At 69.3% G+C, this 12,592-nt stretch carries 12 protein-coding genes and 2 pseudogenes; 9 read left to right on the top strand and 5 right to left on the bottom strand.

From position 1 onward, the window contains the following. Window positions 1-111: 111 nt before the first annotated feature. The 3 genes from DKT69_RS05905 to DKT69_RS05915 form a co-directional block, all read right to left on the bottom strand. Window positions 112-639 carry a site-specific integrase gene (locus DKT69_RS05905; protein ID WP_236647354.1) on the bottom strand — a complete coding sequence of 176 codons (528 nt, stop codon included), beginning with the start codon at window positions 637-639 and terminating at the stop codon, window positions 112-114. Then, entirely contained in the window at window positions 636-1,103 is a 468-nt protein-coding gene (locus DKT69_RS39510; protein WP_236647355.1) for a hypothetical protein, read from the bottom strand. The genes DKT69_RS05905 and DKT69_RS39510 overlap by 4 nt, the downstream gene beginning before the upstream one ends. A 308-nt stretch (window positions 1,104-1,411) precedes the next feature. Continuing rightward, the gene (locus tag DKT69_RS05915) at window positions 1,412-4,708 is read right to left on the bottom strand and encodes a DEAD/DEAH box helicase (protein WP_236647356.1); all 3,297 of its coding nucleotides are present in this window, start codon (window positions 4,706-4,708) and stop codon (window positions 1,412-1,414) included. A 450-nt stretch (window positions 4,709-5,158) separates the two neighbouring features. On the opposite strand from DKT69_RS05915, the gene DKT69_RS05920 reads away from it, so the two are divergent. From DKT69_RS05920 to DKT69_RS05945, 7 genes and pseudogenes are all read left to right on the top strand, one after another. After that, on the top strand, window positions 5,159-5,455 hold the full coding sequence (locus tag DKT69_RS05920; protein WP_236647357.1) for a hypothetical protein: 297 nt from the start codon (window positions 5,159-5,161) through the stop codon (window positions 5,453-5,455). Window positions 5,456-5,457: 2 nt separating this feature from the next. Continuing rightward, window positions 5,458-6,109: pseudogene (locus DKT69_RS05925) on the top strand (nucleotidyl transferase AbiEii/AbiGii toxin family protein). Window positions 6,110-6,217: 108 nt separating this feature from the next. After that, entirely contained in the window at window positions 6,218-6,823 is a 606-nt protein-coding gene (locus DKT69_RS05930) for a hypothetical protein (protein WP_109800576.1), read from the top strand. Between the two features lie 11 nt (window positions 6,824-6,834). Next, window positions 6,835-7,815, top strand: a complete 981-nt coding sequence (locus DKT69_RS39515) for a hypothetical protein (RefSeq protein ID WP_236647359.1) — start codon at window positions 6,835-6,837, stop codon at window positions 7,813-7,815. Window positions 7,816-8,157: 342 nt separating this feature from the next. Beyond that, a pseudogene (locus DKT69_RS39520) lies at window positions 8,158-9,021 on the top strand (recombinase family protein); the annotation flags it as partial. A gap of 143 nt (window positions 9,022-9,164) precedes the next feature. Continuing rightward, window positions 9,165-9,701: a hypothetical protein gene (locus DKT69_RS39525; protein ID WP_236647361.1), complete on the top strand. Its 537-nt coding sequence runs from the start codon at window positions 9,165-9,167 to the stop codon at window positions 9,699-9,701. After that, a complete protein-coding gene (locus tag DKT69_RS05945) occupies window positions 9,619-9,912 on the top strand; it encodes a transposase family protein (protein ID WP_201749512.1) in 294 nt (97 codons plus the stop codon). Before DKT69_RS39525 ends, DKT69_RS05945 begins: the two co-directional genes overlap by 83 nt. 172 nt (window positions 9,913-10,084) lie before the next feature. On the opposite strand, the gene DKT69_RS05950 is transcribed toward DKT69_RS05945, so the two are convergent. Continuing rightward, a complete protein-coding gene (locus DKT69_RS05950) occupies window positions 10,085-10,576 on the bottom strand; it encodes a redoxin domain-containing protein (protein ID WP_109800579.1) in 492 nt (163 codons plus the stop codon). A gap of 123 nt (window positions 10,577-10,699) precedes the next feature. Here DKT69_RS05950 and DKT69_RS05955 point away from each other — a divergent pair, with 123 nt between their 5' ends. Together DKT69_RS05955 and DKT69_RS05960 are read left to right on the top strand one after the other, a co-directional pair. Continuing rightward, window positions 10,700-11,329 (top strand): TetR/AcrR family transcriptional regulator, encoded by a 630-nt coding sequence (locus tag DKT69_RS05955; protein ID WP_109800580.1) that lies wholly within the window; start codon window positions 10,700-10,702, stop codon window positions 11,327-11,329. Between the two features lie 177 nt (window positions 11,330-11,506). Then, entirely contained in the window at window positions 11,507-11,980 is a 474-nt protein-coding gene (locus DKT69_RS05960) for a hypothetical protein (protein WP_109800581.1), read from the top strand. A gap of 222 nt (window positions 11,981-12,202) precedes the next feature. Here DKT69_RS05960 and DKT69_RS37635 read toward each other — a convergent pair whose 3' ends face one another. Then, window positions 12,203-12,487 carry a hypothetical protein gene (locus tag DKT69_RS37635; protein ID WP_146230989.1) on the bottom strand — a complete coding sequence of 95 codons (285 nt, stop codon included), beginning with the start codon at window positions 12,485-12,487 and terminating at the stop codon, window positions 12,203-12,205. Window positions 12,488-12,592 lie beyond the last annotated feature (105 nt).

Genomic DNA, 12,592 nt, shown 5'->3' on the forward strand with positions numbered 1-12,592 from the left:
CACCGTCCGAGACTACGAACGGCTACCCGCCCACCACGCCGCGATGGTCCAATGGGCCATGATCATCATGATGACCCGCCGCCTCGCCCGCCACCAACACACCTGAAACCCTTATTTACCAGGCTCTAACGCCGGATCGTCACCCGTGGACGTCGCTACCTCGTTGATCTCCGCCAACCGGGTGTCCGCCAATGCCCGCCGGGTGCTCGGCAACCGCCGTGGCTTCGCCACCTTTAACGCCTGGTTCTCTGCCTCAGACATGAACCCGTCGGCGACCGGCCGCCGGTACAGACAGCGCAGAGCCGCGATCAGATGCTCCGCCGCGCTGCGCCCACCCCGCGCGTTACGCCGTGCCACCACATGCGACTTGACGTACTCCGCCAGCCGCTCAATCTCCGACGGCGTCGGCTCATCAATACGCCGCTGGCCCCAATGCTCGACCACGCGCTTCCAGTACGACCCGTACGCCCGCCGCGTCCCAGCACTCACCGCAGCCGCAACCACCGGCACATACTCCGCGAACGTCGGAGCCGGCGGACGATCCGACGCCGCCGCCACCAGATCTGCTGGCGAGACGCCCATCCGCGACAGCAACAACCGAGCGGCCTCCAGCTCGGCCTTGCCCGCCACGCCACTCACGACTCACCACCCGCGAACGCCCCGTCGTGCACTCGGGCGACCACGTCCAGCGAGGCCGGCGGGTGAAGCACGAGACGTCCGGCCTTCGGATCGGCCGCCAGCAGCACCCGGTTGCCGGCCGTCAACCCGCACCACTGGCGGACCACAGCGGGCAACCGCACATGGCCCTCTTTCGTCACCTGGAACACCCCGCGCGGGTCGACGATGATCAGACCGCCGCTTTCCCTGATGCTCAGCCTGAGGCCAGGAGCCCAGCCGAGAGCGGTCATCACCGCCCGATCAGCGACGCGGCCATGCACATCAAGAGTCGCCAGCCCATACACCGTGCTGCCGTCACGAGTAGGAGCAAGCCGCGCCAGCGGCAGAGGCGGTCGCCTCATCGCGGCACGCGAGTCACCGCGGATCTTGAGCCCGCCTGACGAAACCACCGCCGGGATCACCGAATCGATTGGCCGGTCAGTCATGACCCACCTCGCCCAACGACGAGGCTGCCACCAACGGCGGTAACCGAGAGTGAAATCAGGTGGTCAAGCACGCTTGACCACCTGGACGTCCGACGTCGCACGGTTGCTACGCGGGAGTGTCCGAGGGGGATTCGTACACAAATTCGCGGCACCCATGCACAGCACGGGTGCCGATGCCGTAATTCTACGGCAGTCAGCGGACACTGTGGAGAGGCAGCCGCCGGCCCGGGGTGGTAATCATCGCTGCTCGCTGCGGTCGGCACCCCGGTCGGCCGCCGCGACCGGCGTGAGGCCCGCCGCGAGGTGCGCTATTGGAGCAGGTCTCGGATGTCGGCGGCGGTCAGCTGCGCGGACGCGAAATCACCGCCGTCGAGGACGCTTCCGAACAGTTCGGCCTTACGGGCCTTGAGCGCCATCACCTTTTCCTCGATCGTGTCCTTGGCGACCAGGCGATACACCATCACGTTGCGGGTCTGCCCAATGCGGTGCACGCGGTCCACGGCCTGCGCCTCGGTGGCGGGGTTCCACCACGGGTCAAGCAGGATGCAGTAGTCGGCCTCGGTCAGGTTCAGCCCGAAACCGCCGGCCTTGAGGCTGATTAGGAACACCGGTGCCGTACCGTTCTTGAACTCGGCGAGCACCGTCGCGCGGTCGCGGGTGGCCCCGTCGAGGTAGCAGCAGTGGATGCCCGCTGCCTCCAGCCGCGCCCGGGCGGCGTCCAGGAACCGGGTGAACTGGCTGAACACCAGAGTCCGGTGGCCTTCGGCGACGAGATCGCTGACCTGCTCGGCCAGCACGTCCAGTTTGGTTGACGGCACGGCACGGTGTTTCGGGTCGACCAGGGTGACGTCGAGGCTGGCCTGCCGCAGCAGGGTCAGTGACCGGAAGATCTCGAACCGGTGCTGCTGCAGGTCGCCGAGCAGGCCGAGCACCTTCTGCCGCTCCCTCTGCAGGTAGGTCTGGTACACCTTGCGATGTTTCGGGTTGAGGTCCAGCTCAATGACCTGTTCCTGCTTGTCCGGCAGGTCGGCGGCCACGTCGGCCTTCCGGCGGCGCAGCATCAGCGGCCGGATCCGCCGTCGTAGCTGGGCGAGCCGTTCCGGGTCGTGGGCCTTCTCAATCGGATTGCGGTAGTGATCAGTGAACCGGTCCGCGCGGGGGAACAGGCCAGGCGCGGTAATGGACAGCAGCGACCACAGTTCGAGGAGGTTGTTCTCCATCGGCGTGCCGGTGATGGCGAGCTTGAACGGTGCCGGGAGTTGCTTCGCGCAGCGGTATCCCTGGGAATGGGGGTTCTTGACGAACTGGGCCTCGTCGAGGATCAGTCCGGCCCAGTCGACCGCCTCGTAGTCTTCGAACTCGAGTCGGAACAGGGTGTAGGAGGTGACCACCAGATCCGCACCGCGGACTGCGTCGGCGAGCGTCGCGCCACGTCGCGCGCGGGTCTGGGTGATGGCGCTGACCACGAGGTCCGGTGCGAACCGGTCTGCTTCGCTCGCCCAATTGTGCACGACGCTGGCGGGGGCGACTACCAGGAACGGCGCCCGCGCACCGCCGAGCTCGCGGACGTGGCAGATCAACGCCAATGCCTGCAGGGTCTTGCCCAGGCCCATGTCGTCGGCGAGGACCCCCCCGAGTCGGTGCTCGTGCAGGGCGGCCAGCCACCGGAATCCGTCCTGCTGGTACGGCCGCAGCATGGCCTTCAGCCTTGATGGGACCGGATGCTCGACGCGGTTGCCCGCGTCGGACAGTGAGCGTACCGCCTCCTGCCAGGCGGCGGCCTGGCCGGTGACCTCGCCCAGTTCCGCCAGTTCCTGCCACAGCCCGGCCTGGAAGCGCCCTACCCGCAGCACCCCGGGCGGCGGGTCGTCCAGCGCGCGGGACTCGGCGATCAGGTCGCGCAGCTGGCGGAACTCGGCACGGTCGAGGCTGAAGTACGTGCCGCTGGGCAGGATGAGGTACTGCTGATCCGCGGCGAGCGCGACAAAGAGCTCGTCGAACGGCACCTGCTCACCGCCGACCGTCACCTGTACCGACAGGTCGTACCAGTCCGGCTGCCCGCCGGTGTCTGCGCCGGCGAACGTGATGACCGGGGCCCGCTGCGTCTCCTGGTAGGCGGGGCCCGCGTCGTCGAGATGCGCGACGACGTTGACGCCGTCAATCTCGGTCAGCCGGGGCAGGATGTCGTTCAGGAACCGGATCATCGTGTCGCCGGCCACATCGGCGGTGGCCGCCAGCCGAAGCCCCGCAGGCGTTGACTCCAGCAGGCCCAGCGCCGGGTCGGCGACCAGCTCGGTGACCCGCCGCACCACCTTCTCGCGGTCGGCAGCGTGTGCGACGGGTGCTGGCCCCCACAGCGGCTCCCGATGATGACGGTCACCGACCGGCAGCACCCACTCCCATCTCAGCGAGAGCCGATGCCCGACCATACGGTCCACGGTCAACGTCAAGGCCGCTGCCCCGAGATCAGGCAACCGAACCGACGGATCCGCCGCGACCAATTCCGCCTGCCTTAGCAGACTCGGATAGTACTGCTCGAAGAACCGTGCCTCGTCGTCGGCGGGGATCCGGATCGCCGGGTTTGCCAGCATGCCGGCGATGCCCGGCTCCAGCGGCCGCGCCAGCGGCGCGAGCCGCAGCACCCTGTCGCGGGGCTGCGGGGCGGCGTGTCCCAGCACCCCCCACCAGGCGACGCCGTGGACCGGCTGGCCCACCAGCAGGGACGAATCCGGTGCGACCGGCACGCCGTCGGCCAGCAAGGTTGGTACGAGCAGCAGGTCGTCACCGGTCCGGTCGACCCGTACCGACACCCGCGCCGGTTCCCGACACACGACGACACGCCCGGCCGCCTTTCCGGCCTGCACCATCGGCAACCCGGTCTCCTGAGCCTCGCTCAGCAGGTCCCAGATCCGCCGACTCGCGAACGCGTCCAGGTAGACCATCTGCTGGTAGCCGCTGTAGTAGTGCCGGTCCTCGGCCGCCGTGGACAGAGCCAGGATCTCCTTGAGTAGCTGCCAGTGCCGCTCCACCCGCCTCGGCTGCCCGTACCAGGCGTAGCCGAGATTCGACCAGGAGATCCCCGACCGCACCCACCCGCTGCGGCCTGGCACCACAGGGCGCAGAGCGATCCGCCACGACGATTCCGCGCCGGCCTGCCCGGCAGCCGCGAGATCGAACTGCAACCCGACGCCGGCCCGGTCCGACACCGGATCGGCGGAAGCCTCGGGCGCCGTACCGACCAGCGGGGACAGCGCGGTCTCCCACGCCGGCGGTGGCGCCACGGCCCGCGGGCGGGGCACACCTCGGGCCGACACGACGGCGAGGATCAACGCGGCCGGATGGGCGCAGCCCGGATCGTCACCGCAGCTACACGATCCCTCCACCGCCGTGATGTCGCCACTCGGATCGGTGCGCGCGATGGCGATCACCGTGCCGGGCAGCTCGCCGCGGAGCCGGGCATGAGCGCGCCCCGCCCGCGGATCCCACTGCACGTCGACCAGCTCGCCGCGATCCAGGTGCGCCCGCGCCTGGACGAAGGAACGTGTCCCCACCGCGACGCGCACGGACTCCTCGTCCTCGGTCAGCACCAGCCGTGCCAAGGTCACCTCCACGACATCTGGCCCGGGCAGCCGCGAGCGTATCCTTCCGCAAGGTGGGCAGTGCCCAGCGCCACCCAGTCCGTCCGCCACGTCGGCTCGGCACCAGCGGACCCGCGGCCCGGGATGGTCGACCGGAGGCTGCCGACATCCGGCACGAGAACGTCGCGCCAGCGGGCGGCGGCACCCTGACCCCGCCTGTGGTGCGGGATCGGCATGCGGGTGTTCATCCTTCCCAGCGGTGACCATCAGGCCACTGCCTCCGCCGCCCCCGCCTCCGATGACCCGTTCACCAGGGCGGTGGCCCGCAGGCCGAGCCCGGGAGGTCAGATGGCCGGCAGGTCGATGTCGTGCCAGCCGGCGACGCCGCTCACACGTACGATCTGGGCAGGAGGTAGAGACATGGCCAGCGGCAATGGCGCACCGCCTGGGTCACGGTACGTGGACCAGCGGCATTTCGTGGTCGCCGCCACCCTGTCCGACCTGCGCGGTCCGGTTCGCGGTGTGGTGACACTCGATCGGTGGCTGGACTGGTCCGGCGACAGCACCTATGACCTGGACGACGCCGGTGATCTGCAGCTGATGTACCAGACGGTGCTGAACCAGGCTAATTCGGTCACGGACTTGTGCCGGTGGTTGCACGGCCCGACGCTGCGCCGACTGTGGCCCAGCTTGTGGCTCCCGGCCCGGCTGCGGGCGTTGTGGCAGGCACGCTTTCCCGAGCTGACGACGCCGCCGCGGACGCTGGCCGGGTAAGAGTGGATCAGGTTCACCTCCGCCTGGCGGAGATCGGACTGCGGGTTGCTGCCCGCTACGGGTTCGCGTTGGCCGGCGGCTACGCCGTGCAGGCCCACGGCATCCTGGACCGTCCGAGCGAGGACGTCGACCTGTTCACGGCGTGGGAGCGGCGTGGGGAGTTCGCCGCAGCGGTGGACGCGGTGGTCGACGGCTACCGCGACGGCGGGTATTCCGTCGAGGTGACGCAGCAGTTCGACACCTTCGCCCGGCTCACGGTCACCGATCCCGCTCAACCTGAGCACCCGTACAAGGTCGAACTGGCGGCCAACTGGCGTGCGTTGCCGCCGGTGATGATGGACGTCGGGCCGGTGCTGCACGCCGACGACGTCGTCGCGGGCAAGATGTCCGCCCTGTACACGCGAGCCGAGCCCCGAGACTTCCTGGACATCGACGCGGCGCTCGTGACCGGTCGCTACCCGGACGCGGCTGTGCGAGCTGGCCGAACAGTCAGACGCGGGGTTCGACCGGCGCATCCTGGCGGACCTGTTCGGAATGCTGGAGCGCTACCCGGACCGACGGTTCGCCGCCTACGGTGCCGACCCCGCTCACATCGGCGAGATGCGCAAACGCTTCGCACAGTGGCGCGATGAACTCACCGCCAACCTGCCCTAGCGCACGAAGCAAGCGGGCATGATGGCCACCCGCCCCCACCAGGCGGTAACCCGCATCAGGTTCGCTGAACACCACGCAGCCCGCCTGGGTCGTCGCGGGCGTTCTGATGTGATCCCCACCGGCCACCAATCCGCGCGGCTGCGTGACCTGCTGGTGGGGCTGCTGATCGAGACCGGCGATCCGCGGGACGCGGTGGCCGAGCGTCGGGCTGCGTTCGACAAGCAGCCGACCATCGACAACCTCCGGCCACTGCTGGCGACGGTGGCCGAGACCGACCGCGACGAAACCCCCACCGAGTGGGCGCTGACCGTGGTACGCGACCGCGTCGCCCAGCAGCCCGGCTACCTGCCTCACCTGATCGACGCGCTGCACCACACCGGCCGTGATGATGAGGCCTGGCACACCGGACTCGCACGCCTGGACGAGTTGCCCACCCGGCAACGCGTCGAACTCCTGCACCGTCGGCAACAGGGCCATCCGGTCGACGTGCGCGAGCCCTACCGGGCACTCGTCAACGCCCATCTGCTGGACTCGCATGACAAGCGCCGCTACGACACAGCCATCACGATGCTCCGCCATCTGCGTGACGCGTACGCGGCCACCGGCGAAACCGACCAGTTCGCCAAATACCTGGACGAGTTGCGTGGACAGCACCGGCGCCGGCCGCCGTTCCTGGCCAAGCTCGACGCCGCCCGCCTCCACCCTGGCCGGTAGAGTGCCCGCCCGTGGCAGTCCGCATCGACATCGACGCGTTCCGGGAATCCGTCCCCACCACGGTGGCCGAGGCCGCGGCACGGCTGCTGAGTAACGGCAGCGTCGGCGAACTCGAACCGGCCGGCGGCGGCGTCCAAGCCGTCGTCCACAGCCACGACGGCGTCTTCCAACCCTGGATCGGCATCGTCGGCGGCCTCTTCACCACCGACTGCGACTGCGGAACCGTCGGCGACGACTTCTGCGCCCACGCCGTCGCCACCGCACTCACCGCATTCCACGCCGGCACCGCCTTCTCGGGCGCCGCGACCCCACCTGGCGCCACCCCTGGTGAGCCCGAATACGCCCACTATCTCGAAGCCGTGCGGCGGCTCCCCCCTCGACAACTGGCAAACCTCGTCGTGGAACACGCCCTGCGGGACCGCCTCTTCGCCACCCAGCTGCTCGGTGAAGCCGGCCTCCTCGACACCACCGACCACACCGGCCTGCACGACGCCCGCGCCGCCATCCGCGACGCCTCCAATGCGACCACCGGCAGCAGGTGGCAGATCTCCGACGTCGAAGCCGCCGGCCATCAGCTAGCCGCCGAAATTGAGATTCTCTGCGCCCGGCCCGCCACCACCGCCATGCTCGATCTCGTCGAAGAAGCCATCCTCGTCTGGGACGACCTCTCCGGACACCTCCGCGACGCCTATCACATCACCCGCACCGAACCCGAGGAGATCACCGAACCGCTCGTCAACGCCCACCATGACCTGTGCGAACGCCTCGACCTCGACGCGGAGGAGATCGGCCATCGATTGACGCGGCTCATCGAACGCTGCCACCACGACACCATCGACATCGACACCTATACCGACCTCCTCGCGAAGACGCCAGGACGATCACCCGCCCCAGCCACTGGTAACGGCGATCGCTCTCGCACCCGACGCGCCACAGCTGCCGGCCGAGCGGAGCTGTCGCATCGGGATGCCGGACACCATCACCGACGCTGATCAGCATCCTCCAGGTCTGTCACGCGAGTCTGCCGCCGCTCCCGCCGCGCGACCACCGACCGTTAGCCGGCCTCCATTTGAAGGGCCCGCCGCACGGTTGAGCCAACAGATGTTGCGAGTGGCCGAGTCCCACGAACCATCGCAGCGTTATCCATCGATATCGAGATGGATGGCTGTAGCGCCCTGGGTGTGGGAAGGGTACTGATGCAATACTCGCCGGAACTCGACGGCCCCGACCTGCTCGACTGGTGGATACGGCAGCCGAACCAGCGAGGCCGCCATCGGGCGCGGCGCCCGACAACATCAGACCCGCCGGGCACCCGGTTCGCGTTCTACGGCCGGATGTCCACGGTCGGCTTCCAGGATCGGGCGTCGTCGTGCCGATGGCAGCGCGACTACGCCGTTGGTCTTGTCGCCTGTCATGGCCGGATCGTGGTCGAGTTCTTCGACGAGGATGTTTCTCGCCGGGTGGCCTGGCCAGATCGGCCGCAAGCGTCACGGCTGCTCACCGCCATGGCGGATCCGGCGCGCGGGTTCGACGCGATCGTTGTGGGCGAGTACGAGCGCGCCTTCCACGGCCAGCAGCTTGAACAGCTGACCCCCACCCTGCTCAGGAACGGCGTGCAGCTGTGGCTGCCGGAGACCTACGGGCCGGTGGACTTCGACAACCCGCGACAGCTGGCGCTGCTGGACCTACTCGGTGTGCACTCCCGGCGGGAGGTGTCCCGGGCCCGATATCGCACGACCGCGGCCATGCGCGCCCAAGCCGAATTGCAGGGTCGACATCTCGGCGGCCGGCCGCCGTACGGTTACCGGCTGGTCGACGCCGGCCCTCATCCGAACCGCGCCCACGCCGCCTGGGGACGCCGCCTGCACCGCCTGGATCCCGACCCGGCCACCGCACCCCACGTGAGGTGGATCTTCGAACAGCGGCTCGCCGGCTACAGCGTGGCCAGCATCGCCCGCGCCCTCAACGACCGCGGCGTGCCGTGCCCGTCCGACGCCGACCCGGCGCGTAACCGTCACCGGAGCGGCCAACGGTGGATGCTGACCACCGTGGCGGCGATCCTGGCCAACCCACGCTACACCGGCCGGCAGGTGTGGAACCGACAGCGCACCGACCACGACGGTATCGAGCCTGATTGCACCATCGCGCGGCACCATCAGATTCAGCGCTGGAATGCTGCCCCGCAGTGGGTTATCTCGCGCCAGACCGCTCACCCGCCGCTGGTCACCGAGGAGCAGTTCGTCGCGGCCCAAGCCATCCACACCGCACCCACCCCCACCGATGGGACTCCTCGCACTACCTCCTGGCCGGCCTCGTGTGCTGCGGCGTCTGCGGCCGCATCATGGACTCCCACTGGGTCCACGGCCGTCCCGGCTACCGCTGCCGGCACGGCCACACCAGCACCCGCACCAAGGCCTCTCCCCGACCGAAGACCCTCTACATCCGGGAAGACCACCTCCTGGACCGCATCCGGCACGACCGCGGCCTGCACCGCCACCACCCGCGTTGCGCAGCCCCGACCCGGAAGAGGTCGCTGCCTACCTGCGCACCAGAACATGATCATCGGGTGCGGCCACCACACCAGGACCATCGAAGCCGAGACCGCGATCTACACGCTCCACCCTCCGGGGAGCTGCCTCACCACCACGGCAAAAATCCCCCTCCAACGGGACGGGGATCACGCAAAACACGAAAAAGCATCACGCGTCGTGTGGAAATAACGTGTCCGAGGATTCGAACGCGTGTTCCAAGCTCATCCGCTGGGAAGCGGTGTGCATGCGTTGACCGTAGCCACTGTGGAGCGCACTGCAACTCCCCAACAGAGGCATCAGTGCCCGGACTGTTCGACGCTGTCGCGCCGGGTGCAAAGCCGGTATGAGCGGCGGCTGCTCGACGCGGCTATGGCCGGCCAGGAGATGGTTCACCTGCGGGTACGGCGGTTCTTCTGCACTTTGGCCAGCTGCGCACGCAAGATCTACGCCGAGCAGATCGAGGGGCTGCCCCTGCGGCACAGCCGGGACATCTGGCTGATCCGCCGGATGCTGGAGGCGGTGGGCCTGGCGTTAAGTGGCGGGCCGGGGTCCAGCTGACCGGCCGGGTCGTTCCCAAGTGGGCCGGATGGTGTTGCTACGCCTGATCCGTGCCCTGCCCGAGCCACCCGCACCGTCGCCCACCGTGCTGGGCGGCCTTCCCCGGTGGCCGGCCACCGGGGAAGGCCGCGAAGACCATGCCGCCGGCACCGTACCCGCCGGTTGTCCGCCCTCAGCTGTGGTCGCGGAGGTAGCGGACCAGCCCGGCCACGTCTTCCGGAACCAGGCGACCGATGGCGCCGCTGGAGTAGACGGCAGTGATCACGGTGCCGTCCGGAGCGAGGACGAACCCGGTCGACTGGAGGTAGCGCCGCTGGTCGGCGGGCGACGGCTCGTTGACGTAGGCCCCTGTCGCCTCGACCACCGCGTCGATGTCGGCGCTGTGCCCGACGGGGAACCCGAGGTGATGCTTCTCGACGAGCTTGCGGCTGGTCTCCTCGTCATCGACGGAGAACGCGGCGACGCGGACATCGAGCGCCCCGAGGGTGTCGCTGGCCCTCTGGAAGGCCGCGAGTTGTGCGTTGCAGTACGGGCACCACGAGCCCCGGTAGATCAGCACCACCCCGAAGCCACCCGCGAGGTCGTCGGGCAGGGAGAGCGAACCTCCCCCCACGGCGGGAACCTGAAGCTTGGGAAAGTGCTGGCCGTTGTTGAGCCGACCCATAGCGGTTTCTCCTTATGCACCAACGCGCCGTAGGCGGCCCAGCCGAAATCCAGTGGACCGCTCGGTCCAACATATATCTCCATAACTGGACTAGCAAGTCCAGTTGCTGCTAGCATCGACGCTGTGACATCTGTGCAGCAGGCGGCGAAGTTGACGGCTCGGGGCGCGGCGACCAAGGCCCGCATCGTGACGGCCGCAGCCGACCTGATGCTCGAGCGCGGCGCCGCTGGCACGACGCTGGACGACGTCCTGGCGGCGAGCGGGACCAGCAAGTCACAGCTGTACCACTATTTTGGCAACAAGGATGATCTGATCCGGGCGGTCGTGCGGCATCAGGCGCAGCGAATCCAGCAGGACCAGCGCCCCGAGTTGGACGCGCTGGACTCCCTCGCCGGCCTGGCCCGCTGGCGGGACAAGATCGTCGCAGCTCAGGCCGCGCACGATCAGGTGGGCGGATGTCCGCTCGGCTCGCTGGCCAACGAACTTGCCGGCGGTGACCAGCAAACCCGCAGCGTACTGCAGGAGTGCTTCGCGGAATGGGAGGCTCCGCTACGGGCCGGGCTCACCGCCATGCGTGACCGAGGAAGCCTGTCGCCGGAAGCCGATCCGGCCGCCCTCGCCGAAGCGATCATGGCCGCGCTCCAGGGCGGGTTGCTGCTGGCCAAGACGCACCGCAGCAGTCGTCCGCTCGCTCGGGCCCTGGACATGGCCATCGCCCATGTCCACAGCCTCGCCACCGCCTCTCCGGCATGACCGGTTAACGGCCGGACCCGGCGAACTCAAGTTCTGACTGGCCTGCCGGAGTCGGTCGGCGGCACCATCTTTCTGCGAGTTCATCCGGCAGCCGATGCGGGCCGCATCTGTGACGCCGAGTTCCGGCCCGGTTTGGCGGCGCAGACGATGGCGCCGATTCCAGAGCACGGGGAGCCGGTGGAGGTCGAGCTCGGACCGGGCACCGAAACGTTCACCTCGGTCATCCAGCAACGCCTCGGTGGTCGCGGCCGGCATCTCGCGATCGAGCTGAACGAGCGGTTGGCGGCGAGGCTCGCCCGCCGCTTCCCGAAGGTCGAGGTGCTGTGCGCGGACGCCGCCGCCCTCCCGAACTGCTCGACGAACACGGCGCCCGGCCGGCCGACGTCATCGTCAGCGGACCGCCCTGGGTCGCCTTCCCCGGGCAGCGGCCCGACGATCATTGCCAGCGATGACAGCCCGTCCGGCATGGGCGGCGAGTTGCTGGGCGCGTGTCTGGCGTTGCTGGTCGGAGTGGTCGGCGTGATGCTGCTCGACCGACAGCCGGCCCGCCGTCTCATCGCGGTCGTGCTGGCCGCCGGCCGCCCACGGCATCGCGCCTGGATTCGGGTGCGGGCGCCGATGCTGGCGCAACTCTGCCTTCTGCGCACGTAGGAGAAGCCTGCCCACCGCCCCTGATCGCCGCTCGGCGCAATGCACGGTGCCGCCGGTAACGGCCGCGCGGTTACGGCGCGCGCCGCCCGGCGGCGACGAGGCGACCAGACCGGTGAACGCGAAGGCGGTCAGCACGACGAATCCGGGGTGGAAGCCGGCGGATCCCGTCGCCAAGGCTCCAGGCGAGCCCGGCGGTGGTTCCCAGCCTGCGCGCCGCGTTGCTCACTTCTTCGGCGGTGCCGGCCTGCCGGTCTGGGGCCGCCGAGAGCAGCAGCGTCCTCGTGGGCGCGCCGCGCCGACCCCGATCTCAACCGGATCGGCGCGGTACATCTGGTGGAGGACATGCGCCGGCACCGCCGGGCGTGGATCGTCGCTGGCGAGCGGCTGCACCCGGGCGAGTACGCCCACCGGTGGCCCGCCGTCGCGGTGGCGTTCGCCGTGCTGCGCGACACCAAGCTCAACGTGCACCCCTCCGCCCCAGGGCGCAATGCCGTTCAGATAGGGCATCGGTGCAGGTCAGCGTGCCGGGCTGACGGGTGACGTCGAGGGTCGGTACGGTTGCCGGTCGTGATGCCACAGGCGGTGCTCTCGGGACGGTTGACTGACCACATT

The sequence above is a fragment of the Micromonospora sicca genome (assembly GCF_003172935.1).
Taxonomy (GTDB): Bacteria; Actinomycetota; Actinomycetes; order Mycobacteriales; family Micromonosporaceae; genus Micromonospora; species Micromonospora sicca.